Below are 19,320 nucleotides of genomic sequence, written 5' to 3'. Positions count from 1 at the left end.
TCGAGGACAGATGGCACAGACCTTCAAAGCAAAGATTGACACAACCCTCGGTTGAGTTGTGTGATGACCCATGCCCATCCGCAAGACCCGCAACGTTTCCCTGACGCCAGAGCTTGAGGTGTTCATCGAAGAGCGCGTGATGATCGGACGCTATCGCAGTGCCAGCGAAGTCGTCCGCGCTGGATTACGCCTTCTCGAGGATGCGGAGGGTCCCCGGTCTCAGAAGACGCAGAGGCGAGCATCCCGGCGCCATACCAGGCCGGCTGCAGCGAGGACCTGAAAGCCTCATGTTCTTTGGCCATGCCTTCCTGACCGGTGGAGGCGGGATGGGCACCCGCATGCGAGCCCATGACTGGAAGGCATCACCACTCGGACTGCCGGAAACATGGCCACAGTCGTTGCGCACCGCTGTAAGCCTCATGATCAGTTCCGGGCACCCCATGTTCATCGCCTGGGGATCCGAGCTGACGTTTCTCTACAACGATGCTTACATCCCAATCCTTGGTGCGAAGCACCCGACTGCTCTTGGCATGCCCTTCCGAAAGGTTTGGGAGGAGATCTGGACCGATATCGAGCCGCTGACGGAGCGCGCCTTGTCCGGCGAGGCCACCTGGTCGGAAAACCTTCACCTCCTGATGGAGCGGAATGGCTTTCCCGAGGATACCTGGTACACCTTCTCCTACTCCCCTGTCCGCGATGAAACAGGCGGCATCGGCGGTATGTTCTGCGCCTGCACAGAGACCACGGGTCAGGTTCTGGTTGAGCGGCGGCGGACGTTCCTCCTGACGCTTGAGGAGCGGCTCCGCGGCCTGGCCGACGCGCGCGAGGTCACGGAAGCGGCGGCCGATGCGCTGGGCCGGCATTTCAACGCGCTGGCAGGCTACGGTGAGATCGACGCCCGGCAGGAGCGGGTGTCCTTTGAGCGTGAAAGACGGCGCGGTGCCACCGGAGCGCTGATCGCTGGCGAGACCCGACTTCTCGAGGCTTTCGGTCCAGCAGCCATCGCAGAGCTCAAAGCGGGACGGACGCTTGTTGTCGAGGATTGCTATCTGGACCCGCGTGTGGGGTCCGCCTTTGCCTCGACCTGGAGCAGCATAGGCTGTCGTGCGCTGATTGCCGCGCCGCTCGTGAAGGCTGGACGGCTTAGGGCCGTTCTCTACCTCCGGAATCCGGGCCCGCGGCGCTGGGCCACCGGGGATGCAGTCCTTGTGGGCGAGACGGCCGAGAGAACCTGGGCTGCTGTGGAACAGGCCCGGACGGAGGTCGCGCTCCGGGAAAGCGAGGCCCGCTGGCGCGGGTTGTTCGAGGCGATGCACGAAGGCTTTGCGCTGTGCGAGATGGTGCACGACCAGAGCGGCGCGCCCATCGACTTCCGGTACCTCGAAATCAACGCTGCGTGGGAGCGCCTCACCGGCCTGCCACCGGACGCTGTCGTGGGGCGCCTCGCGAGTGATGCGATCCCCGGCATTGAGCCGTTCTGGGTTGAGACCTGCGGGCGGGTCGCCGAAACCGGCGAACCAGCCCATTTCGAGCTCAGGCTCGCAGCTCTGGACCGGCATTTCGAAGTCTTCGCTTACCGCACGGAGCCAGGACGGTTCGCTGCACTTTTCCTTAACATCACCAAGCGCAAGGCTGCGGAGACACGACTGGCCGGCCTGGTGGAGCTGGGCGACAAGCTTGTTGACCTCAAGGAATCCACCGAGATCGCCGGGGCTGCAGCCGAGATCATGGGACGGATCCTTGGCGTCTCGCGCGCGGGCTACGGGACGATGTACGCAACGGAAGATTTCATCCGCGTGGAGCGGGAATGGACCGCACCCGGCGTGGCAAGTGTTGTGGGAGAATGGTCCCTCGCGGAGTACTGGCCTGGCTTTGTGGAGACCATGCAGCGCGGCGAGGCCATAGCGCTGACCGATGTCGCGTCCGACGAACGGACAACGGCGTTTACAGCGAGCTACTCCGCAATCGGCGTCCGCGCCGCGCTGCATGTCCCTCTCATCGGCAACGGGCGGGTCGCGGCCATTCTATTCGTCCACGATGCAGTACCGCGCGTCTGGTCCATGGAGGAAATCGCTTTTGTTCGCGGTGTCGCCGAGCGCACCTGGGCCGCCATCGAAAGGGCGCTCGCTGAGGAACGCCAGGTGCTGCTCGTCCGCGAGGTGGATCACCGGGCAAAGAATGCCCTGTCCGTGGTACAGGCCGCACTGCGCCTGACGAAAGCGCCGGATCAGCCGAGCTACGTACAAGCCGTCGAGGGGCGTGTGGGCGCACTCGCCCGCGCACAAACGCTGCTGGCGGAGGACCGATGGGCTGGCGCCGATCTGGAAACACTGCTGCGGGGCGAACTGGCACCATTCCTGACGAGCAACTCCGTCGATGGTCCCGTCGCGGAGTTGCGGGGCTCCGCTGTGTCACTGCCCGCAGGAGCAGCGCAGCCACTCGCGATGGCACTGCATGAACTCGCTACGAACGCGGTAAAATACGGTGCTCTATCGGTGCCGGCGGGGCATTTAACGATCTCATGGCGCCTCATGGGTGATCGCCGGAGCACGCTCCACCTGCGCTGGACTGAAACAGCCGGGCCTGTTCTGACCGGAGCGCCGGAACGCCGGGGTTTTGGCTCGCGGGTCCTGGAGGGTACCGTTCAAAAGCAACTTGGTGGAACAGTGGTCCTTGCCTGGAGACGGTGCGGGCTGGTTTGCGATATCGAGGTTCCGCTCTCCCGTGGAGCTTCCAAACCTCCTCATTCGACATGAACAACCATGGAATTTCGCGCCACAGGAATTTAGAGCCGCGACGATGTCATTCACAAGATCGGCCAGGTCAACCAATGGTTCGGACCGGGCCTGTGCCCGATCGAGGGGCTTGCTGGACATCTTCGTGCAGAGTTTAGGCAGAGCACTCTGCAAGGCGACTTCTTCGAAGCTGCGGGAAAGCACGCTATTCACCCGGCATAAGCCACAATCAACAGGGATCAGGCGGTGTGCATTTGAATTGAGGTTGGCGCCGAGTACCTCGGCAGGCATTTATCGGAGTGAGGAGCGGTCTGGCTGGTGATGCGTTCCAGCACCTCGAGATCAAGGCGCAGGAAGCGAAGTCGTTCAGTTTTGTCGTAGCGACGAGGGGCGCCCTCAGTATTTCTTGCGAAACTGCCAGAAACGTGTCGCTCGATTGCTCCATAAGCGGCGGGAAATTCCCGCCTTCGGCGTCCTGCCGGCATCTGCCGTATCGCTGGGTGAAGGCGTTGGGACAGGGAATTGTAGAAGGCAGACGCTACCCGCGACCTTGCCGCTCTCCATATCCAGACGCCCGCCCAGTTGGGCTGCCAATGCTCGGAGAATGCGGCTGCCGAGCCCCAAGCCTTCGCCAGGCGGCATCTGCCGTCCTGGGGACAAGCCGATCCCATCGTCAGCGACGGATAGATGAAAAAGGTTGCCCACGCGGCGAAAAGTCACGCGCACTACCCCCTCTCTGCCTTCCGGAAAAGCATGCTTGAGCGCGTTGGTGACGAGTTCATTCACAACGAGACCAATGTCTCCCGCGCGTGCCAGCGGTAAGGAATGTGCCTCTGCCTCCACGACAAGCGAAACTGGCCGCACGCCATTCAAACTCGCCCTGAGGTCCGCCAGCAAACCCTCCAGAAACAACCGGCTGTCGATGACAGCATCAGGCGCACCGCTGCGCGACAAGCGCGCGTGCACGCGTCCCAGCATGAGCACCCGGTCAGCGGCGGCATTCAGCGCGGTGGCTGCCTCTGGGTCCATCCCGGCCTGCATATGCAGCAGGCCCACCACGGAACTGATATCGTTGCTGACCCGATGGGACATTTCGCTGAATAGCAGCTCCTTGCGAGCACTCTCCAGACCTGCCTGTCGCCCTGCCTCCAGCAAACGTGCGATGACGGCCTGGGGCAAGGCAACGAGCACCACGATGAGCTTGGCCAGTGCGAACCACAAGAATGCGTCCAGAACGGATCCGGCGCTGAGAGCCAGGAAGCCCGAGGCATCGATCTGAAAGGCCCACCAAAGCATCGCCGCAAACCCAAGGGCGGCGTATGCCAAGCCCGCTGCAAGCCCAAGAAGGAGGGCGGCGAGCACAACGCTGGCAAGGAGAACAAGGTGAAGGTGTATTGGCGAAAGCGCGCCAGGATAAGCCTGACCGAGCAACGGGATGAGAAGCGGCAGCACAAGCGTACTGATCACACGCAGTGCTTTGGGCGAGCCCTGCAGGCGCTCAAGCCAGGAGTCGGGTTTTTGAGGCATTGCCCATTTCCTGTGCCAAAAACCTGCTGCGGAGCGAGTGGAGTAGCGCTGACCATGCGCAGACAAGATCGGAACCTTAAGCGGTGCCCAGCGGCTTAGTTGCAGGGATCAACCGATTGCAGCTCCGCCCATGCGTGTCGAACCACACGAATGGACAGGGCAACGCCCGACCTTGCAACCTTTTCCAACCCCACTAACGGCCGGAAACGGTGCGGTTGCAGCAATCAAGCTGAGGACGTGTTTTGGTCGTTGACGGTTTGACCAGGCCTCAGCGACGGTGTCGGGCATCCCGAAGGCGTTGAAGGTGTTCAGGACGGCACAGCGGATCTGAACCTTGGCGACCTGACGGGGTGGGCCGCGTGCAGCCAGACGCTCGCCGAGGCGCTTGAGGCATGACATCGCCGTCTCGGCCAGACCTTCGCCGGCGATAGCCGCCCCAACGCTGCCACAGCCGTCGCCCGAGGTGCCTGATGGCGCGGAGCGTTTGGTTGCGCTCGGTCGCTCTGGTGGTCCCCCCTTCCATGGCTTGCCGTTGCGCCAGCAGGCCCGGCACGATCTCGCCATCACAGTGCCGGTCACCGGTCATCTCAACGGCCCGCACCTCTCGGCTGCCTGCATCGATCATCAGGCGGACCTTGCGCCAGGGCCCCGGCGCTTGTCGGTCCCATGCTTCCGGACCTTCCACTCGCCTTCGCCGAGCACCTTCAACCCGGTGCTGTCGATGTCGAGGTGCAAGAACCCGTCCCGGGCGCGTTAGGGGATCTCCACCGCCAAGCCATTCTGCCGTTGCGAGAGAGTGCCGTGGTGCGGCGCCTTCCAACCGGGTCCAGCCAGACGGATCGTCCCCCCCCGCCATCCCCTGCGCCGCCCGCAATGGTCGCCGGCACAGCACCTGCAGCGTCAGCAACGTCTGGATCGCCGCATCCGTGAAGACCTGAGGCCGACCTCTCCTGCCCGTGCCCTCCTCGGTACGTCAGGTCAGATCGGGCGAGGTCCAGACCACACAGGTCACCGCGTGCGATCAGCCCTCGGTCGTACTCACGCCACTTCCGCGGCCATAACGCGCCCTGGGACGCTCGCTCTATGTCGGCACCTTGCCCATGCAGGCCCACGTGCAAGGATTATGCAACAAGGCCGCTCCGCGCCGGCACCACCGCCGCTGAGTGGTCGGTGGCTTGATGCTCAGAGGCCTTACTGATCTAGTCCTGTCTCACACGCCGCCCGCAGTGCCGGCGCAAGCTGGGGAGGGGCAAGGCCCAACGCGTATGACGACACACCCGATTATCGACAGCCACTTCCACCTTTACACCACCGACATGCCCCGCGTGGCCAGCGCCTGGCATCAGCCGCCCTTCGACGCCACACCAGAAGGGTTCCTGAAGATCATGGACACCCACGGTGTCACCTTCGGCGTGATCGCGGCCGCAAGCATGTATGGAGAATACAACGACTACACAATCCGCGCGACGCGCAAGCACAAACGCCTGCGAGGTACCGTCATCCTCGCACCCGACGCAGACTTCTATCGTATGGAGAGGATGAAAGAGGACGGTATCGTCGGTATCCGGATCTTCTATCGGCACGTCGCAAGCCCGCCCGACCTGAGGTCCGCGGAATATCAACGCCTGCTGCGCCGGGTGCGTGACCTGGACTGGCATGTGCACGTTCTCGCGGAAAGCCATGACCTGCCCGCTGTGATCGAGGGAACGGAGGCGGCGGGCGTGAAGCTGGTGATCGATCATTTCGGCCGGCCGGATCCCCACCAGGGGGTAAACGCACCCGGTTTCAAAGCGATGCTGGCGGCTGTGGAGCGAGGCAATACATGGGTGAAGATTTCCGCGGGCTACCGCATGCCATCCGCGCAGGCCGCCCGCGACTACGCGGCGGCTCTGCTAAACGTGGCCGGGGGTGAACGCCTGGTCTGGGGAAGCGATTGGCCGTTCGCCGCCTTCGAGGACCGCGTGACTTACGCCGACGCGATCGCCACGCTGGCCGACTGGGTACAGGATGAGCGCGTGCGCCAGCAGATCGCGGGAGAAACGCCACTCCGCCTGTACTTCAGCGACTGACACTCCGTGGGTTCATCTGACGGCGCCGGCCAGGAACTTCACCGGCGCTGTCACACGGATGGTGCGGGAAAGTCGTATAGGTCCCGCGCCTGGTCCGACAAGATACGGTTGCGCACAACCTCGTCCGGCACCCATTCCAGCAAGAGGTCGAGCAAGTCGCCGTCATTGGGCATGACCCTGCCAGCCATGTTCACATGGGGCCAGTCTGACCCCCAGACCAGACGCTCCGGTGCATGAGCGACAAGCGCCTGGGCAATCGGCGTGACGGAGGGATAGGGAAAGTCCTCCTTTGTGCAGCGCATCGGGCCAGATATCCGCACCCAGACCCGCCCGGTGTCGAGCATGCGAAGCAAGGTCGTGAACGCGGCCTGCCCCGTCCCGCCCGACGCCGGAATGGCCGCGAAGTGGTCCAGTACGATGCGCCCAGGCAGTTCAAGGAGCCGGTCAGCGAAGCCCTCCAGCTCGCCCTGGCCCGGGTAGAATTGTGTAACCCAGCCAAGCTCGGCCGCGATAGCCGCGACGCGTTCGGATATCTGCGGAAGATGCGTGCCGTGGCGCGGGCTGACGAAGCGGGTTCCGCGCACCCCGAGGCCGTGCAGGCGCTCCATTTCCGCCTGCGGCGTGTCAGCCGGCAGCAGGGCCACGCCCCGGAAGCGCTCGGGAAAACGCTGCAGCGTGTCGCAAAGGTGGCGCGTGTCCATTCCGTAGCCTCCGCCGCTTACGATCACGGCGTGGTCCAGCCCCAGGATGTCCTGGATACGGATCGATTCTTCGGGCAGCATGTCTGCCGACACATACTTGCTGCCGGGATCGAACGGATACTCGGTCGCCGGTCCAAACAGATGAACTTGGCAGTCGACCGAACCGGGCGGACAGCGCAACCGTGGTGTTCTCGGGTTGGGATCGGGCGGGGGGGTCAGTGGTGGGCTCATCGATCTACTCCGGGCGGATGTTCGCGTCGCGTATCACGTCGCGCCACTGGGGGATCTCCCGCGCGATCCTGGCGGCAAAGGCTTCGGGGCTGCTGCCGACGGCCTCCGCCCCCTGCTGGGCAAGTACCGTCCCGAGCGCCTGAGACCTGACAGCCTCTTGCACCGCTTTCGCGACGCGGCTCACAACCTCGGGTGGCGTGCCGGCGGGCGCGAGATAGCCCATCCACAAGATGCCTTCAAATCCAGGCAGGCCCATCTCTGCGACCGTCGGCACATCCGGGGCGACAGCGGACCTTTGCGGGCTGGCGATCGCGAGCACGCGAATGGCACCGGCCTCAATCTGCGCCGTGGAAGTGGCATAGGAGTCCAGCTTCAGCTGCACGCGGCCCGCGACAAGGTCCGTAAAAGCTGGCGCGGCGCCGCGATACGGCACGTGCAGCACCTCCAGGCCCAGACGGTGCAGCATCAGCTCCATTGTCACGTGCGGATGCGAACCGATGCCGGCGGAGGAGTAGGTCAACTCACGCGGATGGGCGCGGGCGTAGGAGACAAACTCCTGGAAAGTCCGGAACGGTGCGTCCTTGTGGCAGACCAGGATCTCGGGAATTTGCGCGCAAAGGGAGATCGGCACGAAATCCCTTTGCGCGTCGAACCCAGCATTCGGCATCAACCCCGGGTTGATCGTGTGGTTAGGTGCCGTGAACAGCAGGGTGTATCCGTCCGCCGCCGCACGCGCGACACGCTGCGTGCCGACATTACCGCCGGCGCCTGGCTGATTGTCGATGATAATGGGGTGTCCCAGCGTCTCGGACACGGCTGCAGCAATGGGCCGCGCGGTGACATCCACCGTGCCACCTGGCGGGAACGGCACCACCAGCCGGATCGGGCGGTCGGGATAGCTCGCGGCCCGCGCCGGGTAGGCAAGCGCGATACCGGCCGCGCCGAACAGCGTCCGGCGGGCAAGGGTGAATTCGCTCATTCTGGGATTTCCTCCGGTGCGGCGCTTCACTGCCGCTGGATGTTCGCCTTCTCGATGACGCTCGCCCAGGTCGCCACATCGCGATGCAGGAGCTCGCCCATCGCCGCTGCCGTGCCCGGCGCGGGCTCGATACCCAGGTCCAGCAGGCGCATTTTGACTTCCCGCGTCTGAAGAACGTCAACAACGTGGCGGTTCAGCAGTTCGACAATGGGCCGGGGCGTGCGGGCTGGAGCGAACAACGCGTTCCATCCCACCACCGCGTAGTCGGCCAACCCACTTTCCTGCAGGGTCGGGATATCAGGAAGAAGGCTGGAGCGCTTGGCTCCCGTGCTTCCGATGGCGCGGAGCTGCCCGCCGTCCAGAAGGCTGCGGGCCGCCGCATAGGACTCGAAACCAACCTGCACGTCGTCACGCTGCACCGCCGTCAGCACATCTGCGGTGGCACGATAGGGCACAATGGTTGCGTCGATCCCCGTCGCCACTCGCAGCCATTCTCCCGCGAGGTTCTGCGTACTGCCCGGGCTGATCGTGCCAATGGCAAGGCCCTCGCGTTTCGCGGAGAGCACATCCGCTACGCTGCGCAAGCGCGAGCTCGCCGCGACAAGCAGCAGCAGGTCGAAGTTCGCGAGGCAGGACACTGGCACGAAATCCACGACGGGATCGTAGGGCAAGTGGCGGAACAGGGTCTTGTTGATCGCGTTGCCAGTGCTCAGGACGGCCAGCGTATGGCCGTCCGGTGCGGCCGAGGCAGCCGCCATGGCGGCTGGCGTACCAGCTCCACCCGGACGGTTGTCGATCACGATCTGCTGGCCAAGGCGTTGCGACAGCGCTTCACCAATGATGCGCACGGTGATGTCGGCCAGCCCGCCGGCGGCGAACCCAACCACGATCCGGATCGGCCTGGAGGGATAGCCGCCAGCATCCTGGGCACGGGCAACGGAAGGGCTGGCGATCGCTCCTGCCGCGGCGAGAATCTGACGACGGCGGAAATAGCCCATCTTGGTGACCCTACCTTCAGGAGCCCGGCAACGGGCCGAACTGGTGACACGATGATGCATCGGAGATCCTCCTGCCCCAGCAGCGGTGCGCTGTTCTTCGGACCGACTGTCCTCACGCAAGGCACAACGCCGTGCTAATCTTGTCGCCCCTCCAAGTCCACACCCGCCGCCCCTTCCGCGGATCGGCATGCAACCTCACTCCCCGTCTCCAATGAAGCCGACCCTCTGCACGATGTCCTTCCAGCGGTCTCGCTTGGCATGGAGCCGCAAGGCAAGGTCCCTTGGCGTGCCGACCCGGTGAGCACCGACGACGTCACCCAGCGTACCCATGAAAGCAGCGATCCGGCCAGCGCCGAGATCGACGAGCGCGCCTGCCGTACCGCGATAGGACACGTGGGTTATGCGCTAGGCACACTGCTTCGCGAGCAACTCAGCCAGCAGCTGCGGCGTGGAGCCGGTGGCTGAGCTGCTATACGGAACCTCCGGCTGGTCCTCTGCCCAACGGAGAAATTCATCGATCGAGCGGGACGGATGGCTGGCGGCGACGCAGGAGGCGAAGGGGACGGAGGCAACCGCCGAGACCGGCGTCAGGTCCGTCAGACCGTTGTAGCGCGTGGTCGCCGGGTGGATGTGCGGCGTGATGGTCAGGACGCTCTCCGGCCTGCACAGGACGGCCGTTCCGTCAGGATTGGTGGCTCGTACCGCCTCGACGGCCAGTCTGGCGGAGGCCCCAGGACGGTTGTCGACCACCACAGAGGGGGCATAGCTGCCTGCGAGGCGCTCGGCGCAGAGACGGGCGAAAATGTCGGTCGCACTGCCGCCGGGATAGCCGACCAAGATCCCGCACCGGGCGGTCGATGAAGGTGGCTTGCGCCCTCGCCCGCGCCGCCAGGGCGGGAATGCCCAGGCTGGCCAGAACCTGCCGGCGCGCCAGTGCCAGGCGAGGGCTCACAGTGCCCGCTCCCTCACAATGGCGCCACCCGGCACGAAGCGCGCCGCGATCCAGGCGGCGACGTGGTCGAAGGTGCGGGCCATCGTGTCGCCGAACTGTCGGGGCGATCGTGCGCAAGGCTCGCAGGGCGTGAAGCCATGCGTTGTGCCCTCGACAAAGGCAATCGACTTGTCCCGGCTCGCAGCGTGCTCGTAAGCGGTCCCGGCGGAGACGATCCAATAGTGGCCGGTCACCCCCACCACCAGCAACGGCGCCGTCACGCCCTCCAGGTTGCCGGGCGTGCTATTGTAGGAGAAGTTCCAGTCGATCCCTGCAACGCGGTCTTCCCCGATCGCGTAGTCTGGCGTCGAGCGGCTGGCGAAAGTGCTGAGAAACCGCCGAACAGCGGTGTCATGTGAGCCGCCGAGCAGCAAGGGCCGCGTAGCGAGTGGCGCTTCAATCGCAGCGCCGCGCGCATCCTCTCGGTCCTGCCGGTCCGGCACCGCGTTGGTCAAGCCCGAAGGCACGTGCAAGGAGCGGATCACCTCGATGACCGTTGAACCGTCACTTCGCAGGAGCGGGTGCGGATCGCGCGTGCGTGACAGCAGGGCGAGGTCGGGACGCCAGAGGCGTGGTGTGCGGGTCGCGCCTGGCACGACAAAGGGCTCCCCGATCGAGTTTTCTCCAGGACAGCTCTCCGCTGGCGGAACCCCGATCCCCCTTCTCATGTGTTCCGCAGGCATTCTCCATGTATCACTATGCTTCAGGCCCGGAGCGAGCGCCGCCTCCTTCCAGAAAGACAACCGGTCCCAAGCGCCCCGACGTGGCCGCCGCAGGCAACGGTCGCACAGCCGCCCTCGCCGCTGCGGCAGCCCTGATAAACCCGGCCCGGGTCCGGCTCGATAGGCCTTCAGGCCAGCATGCGTGTGTCACCATCCACAGCAATGGCCTGGCCGGAAATCGTCCGCCCGCGTGGGCTGCACAGGAACAAGATCTGGTCGGCCAGTTGTTGCGGAGTCACATAATCCTTGATGGAGACGTAGGAGAATGCGGCCTTCTCGACTTCCGCGAAGGGCATGCCGCGCTGCTGCGCCTTGGCCTCCAGCACGCGCCGCTGGCGGTCGCCGGCCACCAACCCGGGAAGAATGGCGTTGACGCGGATGCCGGCATCCCCAAGCTCGATCGCAAGCGACTTGGTGAAGCCGATCACCCCCCACTTCGCGGCAGAGTAGGGACTGCGCAATGCAAAGCCGAACTGCCCAGCGGCCGAGGACAGGTTGATGATGGATGGGTTCGTGCTCGCCCGCAGGTGCGGCACCGCGAGACGCGCACAGTTGAACTGGCTGGTCAGGCAGACCTCGATGCAGCGATCCCAGTCCTCCGGCGCAATCTCCTCCACACGGCCGGTAGGCCCCGCAATTCCCGCATTGTTCACCAGCACGTCCAGCCCGCCGAGGTATGCAACCGCATCCTCCACCAGCGACGCCACTTGCACGCGGTCGGCCACATCGGCCATGCGGTGACCCACCCCGGCAGGCAGGGTGGAAAGACCGACTTCATCCACATCGCAGGTGAACACCCTGGCACCCTCGGCCAGAAAGGCCTCGACGATGCCGCGGCCTATCCCGTTGGCGCCGGCTGTTACCAGCACGCGCAAACCCTCGATGGCGAGATCCATGTTCTGTCGTTTCCTCCGTCACGGCTCCGCCGGCAGGATGCCTCGGGCGATGATGAACTGCGCCGCCTCGTTGATATCGGCGGCGATGGCGGCCTGAGCGGCGCCAGGGTCGGCGGCTTCTATGGCCGCGAGCGCCTCGGCATGGCAGCGTAGCGCATGGCCGCTGTTCAGCCGGTCGCTGTTGGCACGCAGGTCCAGGTTGATCACAGGCCCTGCCTTCAGCCACAGCCCCGCGATGATGGCCATCAGTGTCGGCAAGCCGCAGCCGGCATAGATGGCGAAATGCACGTCACGGTTCAGCGCCACGGCCAGTGCCGGATCCGGCTCGCGGGCAAGGGTACGGAATGCGGTCTCAGCACGGCGGATGGCAGCCAGCTGCTGCGGAGTGCGCAACACCGCGGCGCGCCCGGCCGCCATGCCTTCGACCGCCATGCGGGTGTCCGCCAGCTCGCGGAAGCGCGGCGCCGTCATGACCGGCACGCGCACGGCGCGGTTCGGCGGAGATTCCAAGGCGCCGTCGGCCACCAGCCGCGACACCGCCTCGCGCACCGGCATGACCGAGACACCAAGTGCCGCCGCGCTGTCGCGAAGCGATAGCTTCTCGCCAGGAGCCAGGCGACCGGAAATCAGCAGCTCCGAAAGGTGGGCATAGATGGTGCCGCCCAACGTGCGGCGATCCATCGGAGGCAGTTCGGCGATCGCTGGGTTCATCGAGATGACCATAGACAGGGCTGAACGGTCTTGCCATGATGATTGTGATCTCAGATCGCAGTAACGAGCCTCCCAAGAGGGGCCGGAAGGGAATGTCCATGACCGAGTTTCTTCGCCCGACCCGTCGCGCGTTGCTGGCCGGGAGCGCCGGCCTTCTGGCGATGCCCTCGATCTCATACGGCCAGTCCGATGTGCTGAAGATCGGGCACCTGACGCCTCGCACCGGCTTCCTCGGCCCACTCGGCGAGTTCGCCGTGCAGGCCGCGACGCTGGCGGCCGAGCAGATCAATGCCGCCGGCGGAATCAACGGCCGGAAGGTCGAGGTGCTGTTCGAGGACAGCGTGAACCCGCAGACCGCCTCGTCGAAGGCCGAACGCTACACGCAGCGCGACAAGGTTGCCTGCATCGTGGGTGAGATCAACTCCGCATCGGCGCTGGCGATCGGCCAGGTGGTGCAGCGGGAGAAGGTGCTGTTTATCAACACCGGCGCCAATTCGGACGCACTCCGCGGCAGCGACTGCCGCCGCTACATGTTCCACACCGAATCCCAGAACACGATGATGGTGAAGGCTGCCGGCCGCGCGATCCTCGACCAGGGGCTTGTCCGCGGCAAGAAGTACTACGCGCTGACCGCCGACTACGCCTTCGGCCACGACCTGCTGCGTGTCGCCAACAAGTACCTGGGCGAGAACGGCGGTTCGATCGCAGGCTCCGACCTCGTCCCGACCGAACTGACCGATTTCTCTCCCTTCCTGCTCAAGCTGCGGCAGGGGCGGCCGGACGTTGTCATCTGCAACCTCGCGGGCGCGCAGGTCACCAACTTCCTGAAGCAGTACAGCGAGTTCGGGTTGCGCTTCCCTGTCGCAGGCTTCGGCTTCGACACGGCGCTGGCCTGGGGTGCCGGGCCAGGCAACTTCCTTGGCACCTGGCCTGTCGTCTGGCACCACCTGCTGGAAGCGCCCTCCGCCAAGGCCTTCACCGCCGCCTTCCGCGCCAAGTACAACCGCCCGCCGGAGAACCAGGGCTGGAGCGACTACACGGCAATGAAGGTGATCGCGCAGTCGATGAACGAGATCAAGAGCATCGACCCGACCAAGGTGGTGGAGCACCTTGAGAGCGGCGCCAAGTTCGACATCTCCAAGTCGCGTGAGGGCTATTTCCGCGCCTCCGATCACCAGCTGATGATGGAAATGTTCGCGATCACCGCGCTCCCGGCCGGACAGGCGAGGAACGCCTACGACATCTTCACCGCCTCCGCCGCCATGCCCGTCAGCAGCGAAAGCCTGGAGACGATGGCCGCCGCAAAGGAAGAGAACGCCTGCACATTCCCGGCCTGATGCGTCGACCGCGCCCGCGCTGAACGGCGCGGGCGCCCCGCCACCCCGGGAGGTCCGTCTTGGAATTCGTCTTTATCCTGGAGCAGGTGCTGAACGGCCTGCTCATCGGGGCCAACTACCTGCTGATCGCACTGGGCCTCTCGTTGATCTTCAGCCTGGGCGGCGTGGTCAACCTAGCGCATGGGGCCTTCTATGCCATCGGCGCCTACCTGACCGTGGCCCTTGCGCCCAGCATCGGCTTTGGCGGCGCCGTCATCCTGTCGCCGGTCCTGGTGGCGTTGCTCGGGCTGGTGATCGAGCGCCTCCTGCTGAGCCGGTTCTACCGCGGGGACCCGATCCTCAGCCTGCTTCTGACCTTCGGGCTGGCGATGGTCGCCGAGCAGTCGCTGCGCATGATCTTCGGCGCCGCGCCGGTGCCCTTCTCCATTCCGCTGTTCCTGCGCGGGCAGGTCTTTCTGGGTGAATTCATCTACTCCAGGTACCGGCTGCTGATCTTGCTGGTCGCCGCCGTCTGTGTCGGTGGGCTGTGGCTGCTGCTGAAGCGCACTGCCTTCGGCCGCGTGGTGCGGGCCGGCGTGCAGAACCCGGACATGGTGGCGGCGCTTGGCATCTCGCTGAAGCCGTACATGACGGCGGTGGTGATGATCGCGGTGGGCCTCGCCGCCCTGGCAGGCACCATGATGGCGCCGGTCACTGGCGTCACGCCCACCATGGGCGCCGAGATCCTGACCTTCGCCTTCGTTGTCGTCGTCATTGGCGGGCTAGGCTCCTTCTGGGGCGTGGTATGCGCGGCCATGATCGTCGGCGTCGTGCGCGGGCTTGCCGCATACGCCTTTCCCCCGGCCACCGAGGCCGCCGTCTACCTGCTGATGGTGCTCGTCCTGCTGCTGCGCCCGCGCGGCTTGTTCGGCGAACGTATCCAGCGCTTCGAATAAGGCACCGCCAACATGATGCGGAACGCATGGGCGCTCGAACTGCGCCCGCTGCTCATCGCAGTAGCCGGGCTCGCGGTGCTGCCCTTCCTGATGGATGCGCTCGGCCTGACCATGACCACGGCCACGGACGTGGTGGTCTTCGCGCTGGCTGTGATGGGGCTGAACATCCTGGTGGGCTGGACCGGGCTGGTCTCCTTCGGCCACGGTGCCTGGTTCGGCATCGGCGCCTACGCCGCCGCGTTGATCCAGCGCCACTACCTGCCGGCAGGCATGCTGCTCCCAGGGATCGGCGCACTGATCATCGTGGCCGCGCTGTCCACCGTGGCCGGCCTGCTGATCCTGCGCCGGCGCGGGGTATACTTTTCCCTCCTGACGCTGGCCTTCACCGCCATGCTGTTCTCGGTCGCCTTCCGCTGGACGGAGCTGACAGGCGGCGAGAACGGGCTCGGCAATGTCACCCGATGGGCTTCGCTACAGAATGCGGGCAGCTACTATTGGGTGGTCTCCGCCGTGGCGCTGCTGGTGGTCTGGGGGCTCTGGCGGCTGCGGCGCTCCCCGGTCGGCACGGTGCTGGTGGCGATCCGTGAGAACGAGGGCCGGACAGGCTTCCTCGGATATGACAGCAACCGCTACAAGCTGCTGGCCTTCACCATCTCCGCCGGGATCACCGGATTGGCGGGCGTGCTGAGCGTGTACAACCATCGCTTCGCTTCCGCGGACCCGATGAGCATCGCTTTCTCGGGCGAGCTACTGGCGATGGTGGTGATCGGCGGCATGCGCAGCTTTCTCGGCCCCGCCTTGGGCGCGCTGTTCTACATCCTGTTTCGTGAGTTCCTCTCGATCTACACGGTCAACTGGCTGCTGGTTTTCGGCCTGCTGTTCGTTGGCTTCATCGTCTTCTCGCCGGACGGTCTGGTCGGGATCGGCAAGCGCGTGCTGGGGCTGGTGCGCCCGAAGCCACCGGCCGATGCCGCCGCCATGGCCGCACGCCGCGCCGGCGCGTCCGGCCGCATCCCCACCCGCTTCATCCGCGAGGGCAGGTCGCAAGGCCCTGTGCTGGTCGCGCAAGACATGGAGAAGTCCTTCGGCGCGGTGAAGGCCGTGCGCGGCGTTTCCTTCAGTGTGGACGACAAGCGGCTGCACGCGCTGATCGGCCCCAACGGCGCCGGCAAGACAAGCGCCTTCAACCTCCTCTCTGGCATGTTCCCTCTGGACCAGGGGCAGGTGCTGCTGGACGGACAGCGGGTGGACGGCATGCCGCCCCATGCCATCACCCGCGCCGGGCTCGGGCGTTCCTTCCAGATCACCAATCTCTTCCCTGGCCTTTCGGTGGAGGAGAACATCCGCCTGGCCGTTCAGGCCCGGCACCCCGCACGCTTCTCCCTGTTTCGCGATGCCACCGGCATTGCCGACCTGCGGGACGACACCACCGAACTGCTGCGCTGGACCGGCATGGCGGGCGTGGAAGATGCGGAAGCCGGCAGCCTTTCCTATGGTGGGCAACGCTTGCTGGACATGGGGCTGGCACTGGCCACCAAGCCGCGCATCCTGCTGCTGGACGAGCCGCTGGCAGGCCTCGCCGCCGCGGAGCGCGAGCGCGTCGGTGACCTGATCAAGACTTTGTCGGCCGACATTCCCGTGCTGCTGGTGGAGCACGACATCGACCGCGTCTTCCGCATGGCGGACCGGGTGACAGTGATGGCGGACGGCGAGGTGCTGGTCGATGGCGGCGTCGCCGATGCGCGGGACGATGCGCGTGTGCAGGCGGTCTACCTCGGCTCCGGCGCGCATGCGCTGGCCGAGAAGCCGCGCCCCAGCGCCGTAAGGGACACGCCGCTGCTCGATCTGCAGAAGGTCAACACCTTCTACGGCAAGTCGCATATCCTGAACGACGTCTCGCTGACCGTGCGGCAGAACGAGGTCGTGGCGCTGCTCGGCCGCAACGGCGCCGGCAAGTCGACGCTGCTGAAGACGCTGATCGGCACGGCGCGGCCGGCTTCCGGCAGCATCACCCTGGCGGGCCATCCGATCGCGGGCATGACGCCGGACAAGGTGGCGCGGCGCGGCGTCGGCTTCGTGCCGCAGGGCCGGGCGCTGTTCGCCGGCATGACGGTGGGCGAGAACCTCGGCCTCGGCCGGCTGAAGCGCATCACCGGCGCCGGCATCCACTGGGAGGAGGATCGCATCCTGGAGTATTTCCCGCGCCTGCGGGAGCGCTGGAACGTGGCGGCGGACCGGCTCTCGGGTGGTGAGCAGCAGATGGTGGCGGTGGCCCGCGCGCTCTCGGGCGACACGCGGCTGCTGCTGCTGGACGAGCCCTTCGAGGGCCTGTCGCCCGCCGTTACCGAGGAACTCTTCGAAACCTTCGATAAGCTGCGGCAGGAGGTCTCCATCATCATCGTTGACCATCACCTCGACCTGGCGCTCGCCATCTCCGACCGCACCGTTGCGCTGGAACGCGGCACCGTGCAGTGGAGCGGCGAATCCCGCCTGCTGCGCGAGGACGAGGAACTGCGCAGAAAGGTGTTGTGGCTGTGAAGCAAACCGTCGCCATCATCGGGAGCGGCCTGATCGGTCGTGCCTGGGGAATGATTTTCGCCCGCGCCGGATGGCATGTCCGGCTCTGGGATCCGGCGGAAGGGGTGGCAGCCTCAGCCGTCGTCCTTTGCGCCGAGGGGCTGCGGGACCTTGCCGCCCACGGATTATGCGAGGATCCCGCGGGCGCCGCCGCGCGGATCGTGGCCAGCGCCACGCTGGAGGACGCGGCCGGCGCGGCCGCCTTCATCCAGGAGAACGGGCCGGAAACCCTGGAGGTCAAGCGCGACCTTTTCGCGCGGCTGGACGCGGCAGCCCCGGCGGAAGCCATCATCGCCTCCTCGTCTTCGGCCATCCGGGTCTCCCTGTTCACGCAGGATCTTTCCGGCCGCGCGCGCTGCCTGATCGGCCATCCCGTCAACCCACCGCACCTTATTCCGCTTGTGGAGCTTTCCGGCGCGGCCTGGACGGCGCCCGAGACCATCACCCGTGCGCGCGGCATCTACCAGGCCATCGGCCAGGTGCCGATCACGGTCCTGAAGGAAGTGGAAGGCTTCATCCTCAACCGCCTGCAGGGCGCGCTGCTGGCCGAAGCCTTCAGGCTGGTCTCGGAAGGCTACGTCACCCCGGCGGATCTGGACCTGACGGTTTCGGAAGGGCTGGGGCTGCGCTGGAGCTTCCTCGGTCCCTTCGCGACGATCGAGTTGAACGCGCCGGGCGGCATCGAGGATTACTGCGCGCGCTACACCGGCTTCTACAAGCGCCTCGCCGCCGAGCCGGCGCCACCCGCCGTCTATGAGGGTGAAGCGGTGGCCGCGATCATGCGGCAGTGGACGACGGAACAGGACCTGCCGGCCAAGATGCGGTGGCGCGACCGCCGGCTGGCGGCGCTGCGGGCTCACAAGGCATCCGCTGAGAAGGAAGGCTGACCATCATGGCGACCAAGCGCAAAGTCATCATCACCTGTGCCGTGACGGGCGCGATCCACACCCCCTCGATGTCGCCTTACCTGCCGGTAACGCCTGAGGAGATCACGGAAGCGGCCATCGGTGCCGCCGAGGCGGGTGCCGCCATCGTCCACCTGCACGCCCGCGATCCGGAAACGGGCCAACCCGACCAGTCGCCCGAAGCCTTCGCCAAGTTCCTTCCGGTCATCAAGCAGCGCTCCAACGTGGTGGTGAACCTCACCACCGGCGGCGCGCCGACAATGACGATCCAGGAGCGCGTGCGACCGGCCGCGACATTCAGGCCGGAGGTGGCCTCGCTGAACCTCGGATCCATGAACTTCGGCCTGTTTGGCATGCTGAATCGCTTCAAGGACCTGAAGCACCAGTGGGAACGCGACTACCTCGGCAACAAGGACATCATCTTCCGCAACAGCTTCGGCGACATCGAGCATATCCTGACGACCTGCGCCGGCAACGACACGCGCTTCGAGTTCGAGTGCTACGATACCGCCCATCTTTACAACCTGAAGTACTTCCACGACCAGGGACTCGTGAAAGCGCCGCTGTTCATCCAGACGGTGTTCGGCCTGCAGGGCGGCATCGGCAATCACCCGGAGGACGTGCTGCACATGAAGCGCACGGCCGACCGGCTGTTCGGGGACAGCTACCAATGGTCCGTGCTCGGCGCCGGGCGACACCAGTTGAGCATCGCCGCCATGGCTGCCGCAATGGGCGGCAATGTTCGCGTGGGGCTGGAGGACAGCCTCTGGGCCGGGCCCGGCCGCCTGGCCCAGACGAATGCCGAGCAGGTTCGCGCTGCGCGTCAGATCATCGAGGGGCTGGGCCTGGAGGTCGCAACGCCTGACGAGGCGCGCGAGATACTGTCCCTCAAGGGCGGCGACAGGGTGGGCTTCTGAGAAGCCCAAGGGGAAGTGCCAACCCGATCCTGGCGCCGCTGCGATGACGTTGGAGCAGGAACTTATGGGTGAGGACGCACCGGGAACTC

The 19,320-nt window shown here is 65.7% G+C and carries 16 protein-coding genes and 1 pseudogene; 8 read left to right on the top strand and 9 right to left on the bottom strand.

Annotation, left to right across the window (positions count from 1 at the left end):
* Positions 1-70: 70 nt before the first annotated feature.
* Together ACFFIC_RS10335 and ACFFIC_RS10330 are read left to right on the top strand one after the other, a co-directional pair.
* Positions 71-280, top strand: coding sequence for a type II toxin-antitoxin system ParD family antitoxin (locus ACFFIC_RS10335; protein ID WP_377050082.1), 210 nt, complete (start codon positions 71-73; stop codon positions 278-280).
* 7 nt (positions 281-287) lie between these two features.
* Positions 288-2,756 (top strand): GAF domain-containing protein, encoded by a 2,469-nt coding sequence (locus ACFFIC_RS10330; RefSeq protein WP_377050081.1) that lies wholly within the window; start codon positions 288-290, stop codon positions 2,754-2,756.
* A 375-nt stretch (positions 2,757-3,131) separates the two neighbouring features.
* Here the strand turns inward: ACFFIC_RS10330 and ACFFIC_RS10325 are convergent, their stop codons facing one another.
* Positions 3,132-4,262: a sensor histidine kinase gene (locus ACFFIC_RS10325; RefSeq protein ID WP_377050080.1), complete on the bottom strand. Its 1,131-nt coding sequence runs from the start codon at positions 4,260-4,262 to the stop codon at positions 3,132-3,134.
* Positions 4,263-4,530: 268 nt separating this feature from the next.
* Positions 4,531-5,214, bottom strand: a pseudogene (locus tag ACFFIC_RS10320) (hypothetical protein); the annotation flags it as partial.
* 313 nt (positions 5,215-5,527) lie between these two features.
* Here ACFFIC_RS10320 and ACFFIC_RS10315 point away from each other — a divergent pair.
* Positions 5,528-6,331 (top strand): amidohydrolase family protein, encoded by an 804-nt coding sequence (locus ACFFIC_RS10315; protein WP_377050079.1) that lies wholly within the window; start codon positions 5,528-5,530, stop codon positions 6,329-6,331.
* 50 nt (positions 6,332-6,381) lie between these two features.
* Here ACFFIC_RS10315 and ACFFIC_RS10310 read toward each other — a convergent pair whose 3' ends face one another.
* From ACFFIC_RS10310 to ACFFIC_RS10280, 7 genes are all read right to left on the bottom strand, one after another.
* Positions 6,382-7,263: an amidohydrolase family protein gene (locus ACFFIC_RS10310; protein ID WP_377050078.1), complete on the bottom strand. Its 882-nt coding sequence runs from the start codon at positions 7,261-7,263 to the stop codon at positions 6,382-6,384.
* A 4-nt stretch (positions 7,264-7,267) separates the two neighbouring features.
* A complete protein-coding gene (locus tag ACFFIC_RS10305) occupies positions 7,268-8,242 on the bottom strand; it encodes a Bug family tripartite tricarboxylate transporter substrate binding protein (protein WP_377050077.1) in 975 nt (324 codons plus the stop codon).
* 26 nt (positions 8,243-8,268) lie between these two features.
* Positions 8,269-9,240 (bottom strand): Bug family tripartite tricarboxylate transporter substrate binding protein, encoded by a 972-nt coding sequence (locus ACFFIC_RS10300; protein ID WP_377050076.1) that lies wholly within the window; start codon positions 9,238-9,240, stop codon positions 8,269-8,271.
* A 405-nt stretch (positions 9,241-9,645) separates the two neighbouring features.
* Positions 9,646-10,077, bottom strand: coding sequence for a tripartite tricarboxylate transporter substrate-binding protein (locus ACFFIC_RS10295; RefSeq protein WP_377050075.1), 432 nt, complete (start codon positions 10,075-10,077; stop codon positions 9,646-9,648).
* Between the two features lie 111 nt (positions 10,078-10,188).
* Positions 10,189-10,827 carry a hypothetical protein gene (locus ACFFIC_RS10290; protein ID WP_377050074.1) on the bottom strand — a complete coding sequence of 213 codons (639 nt, stop codon included), beginning with the start codon at positions 10,825-10,827 and terminating at the stop codon, positions 10,189-10,191.
* Positions 10,828-11,081: 254 nt separating this feature from the next.
* Positions 11,082-11,849, bottom strand: coding sequence for an SDR family oxidoreductase (locus tag ACFFIC_RS10285; protein WP_377050073.1), 768 nt, complete (start codon positions 11,847-11,849; stop codon positions 11,082-11,084).
* Positions 11,850-11,867: 18 nt separating this feature from the next.
* On the bottom strand, positions 11,868-12,560 hold the full coding sequence (locus ACFFIC_RS10280) for a GntR family transcriptional regulator (protein WP_377050072.1): 693 nt from the start codon (positions 12,558-12,560) through the stop codon (positions 11,868-11,870).
* 98 nt (positions 12,561-12,658) lie between these two features.
* On the opposite strand from ACFFIC_RS10280, the gene ACFFIC_RS10275 reads away from it, so the two are divergent.
* The 5 genes from ACFFIC_RS10275 (at position 12,659) to ACFFIC_RS10255 (ending at position 19,231) form a co-directional block, all read left to right on the top strand.
* Positions 12,659-13,897: an ABC transporter substrate-binding protein gene (locus tag ACFFIC_RS10275; RefSeq protein WP_377050071.1), complete on the top strand. Its 1,239-nt coding sequence runs from the start codon at positions 12,659-12,661 to the stop codon at positions 13,895-13,897.
* Positions 13,898-13,983: 86 nt separating this feature from the next.
* Positions 13,984-14,832 carry a branched-chain amino acid ABC transporter permease gene (locus ACFFIC_RS10270; RefSeq protein WP_377050070.1) on the top strand — a complete coding sequence of 283 codons (849 nt, stop codon included), beginning with the start codon at positions 13,984-13,986 and terminating at the stop codon, positions 14,830-14,832.
* A 12-nt stretch (positions 14,833-14,844) separates the two neighbouring features.
* Positions 14,845-17,370, top strand: coding sequence for a branched-chain amino acid ABC transporter ATP-binding protein/permease (locus ACFFIC_RS10265; RefSeq protein ID WP_377050069.1), 2,526 nt, complete (start codon positions 14,845-14,847; stop codon positions 17,368-17,370).
* Positions 17,367-18,296, top strand: a complete 930-nt coding sequence (locus ACFFIC_RS10260; protein ID WP_377050068.1) for a 3-hydroxyacyl-CoA dehydrogenase — start codon at positions 17,367-17,369, stop codon at positions 18,294-18,296. Before ACFFIC_RS10265 ends, ACFFIC_RS10260 begins: the two co-directional genes overlap by 4 nt.
* Before the next feature lie 5 nt (positions 18,297-18,301).
* Positions 18,302-19,231 (top strand): BKACE family enzyme, encoded by a 930-nt coding sequence (locus tag ACFFIC_RS10255; protein ID WP_377050067.1) that lies wholly within the window; start codon positions 18,302-18,304, stop codon positions 19,229-19,231.
* Positions 19,232-19,320: the final 89 nt, after the last annotated feature.

It is taken from the genome of Muricoccus vinaceus, from assembly GCF_042433125.1.
GTDB lineage: Bacteria > Pseudomonadota > Alphaproteobacteria > Acetobacterales > Acetobacteraceae > Roseomonas > Roseomonas vinacea.
Note: the sequence above shows the minus strand (reverse complement) of the source record. Positions and strands in the feature narration are given on the sequence as shown.

Excerpts from the sequence above, each read along its gene's own strand:
- ACFFIC_RS10335 (WP_377050082.1), top strand. The coding sequence starts at position 71 with ATGCCCATCCGCAAGACCCGCAACGTTTCCCTGACGCCAGAGCTTGAG.
- ACFFIC_RS10330 (WP_377050081.1), top strand. The coding sequence starts at position 288 with ATGTTCTTTGGCCATGCCTTCCTGACCGGTGGAGGCGGGATGGGCACC.
- ACFFIC_RS10325 (WP_377050080.1), bottom strand. The coding sequence starts at position 4,262 with ATGCCTCAAAAACCCGACTCCTGGCTTGAGCGCCTGCAGGGCTCGCCC.
- ACFFIC_RS10315 (WP_377050079.1), top strand. The coding sequence starts at position 5,528 with ATGACGACACACCCGATTATCGACAGCCACTTCCACCTTTACACCACC.
- ACFFIC_RS10310 (WP_377050078.1), bottom strand. The coding sequence starts at position 7,263 with ATGAGCCCACCACTGACCCCCCCGCCCGATCCCAACCCGAGAACACCA.
- ACFFIC_RS10305 (WP_377050077.1), bottom strand. The coding sequence starts at position 8,242 with ATGAGCGAATTCACCCTTGCCCGCCGGACGCTGTTCGGCGCGGCCGGT.
- ACFFIC_RS10300 (WP_377050076.1), bottom strand. The coding sequence starts at position 9,240 with ATGGGCTATTTCCGCCGTCGTCAGATTCTCGCCGCGGCAGGAGCGATC.
- ACFFIC_RS10285 (WP_377050073.1), bottom strand. The coding sequence starts at position 11,849 with ATGGATCTCGCCATCGAGGGTTTGCGCGTGCTGGTAACAGCCGGCGCC.
- ACFFIC_RS10280 (WP_377050072.1), bottom strand. The coding sequence starts at position 12,560 with ATGAACCCAGCGATCGCCGAACTGCCTCCGATGGATCGCCGCACGTTG.
- ACFFIC_RS10275 (WP_377050071.1), top strand. The coding sequence starts at position 12,659 with ATGACCGAGTTTCTTCGCCCGACCCGTCGCGCGTTGCTGGCCGGGAGC.
- ACFFIC_RS10265 (WP_377050069.1), top strand. The coding sequence starts at position 14,845 with ATGATGCGGAACGCATGGGCGCTCGAACTGCGCCCGCTGCTCATCGCA.
- ACFFIC_RS10255 (WP_377050067.1), top strand. The coding sequence starts at position 18,302 with ATGGCGACCAAGCGCAAAGTCATCATCACCTGTGCCGTGACGGGCGCG.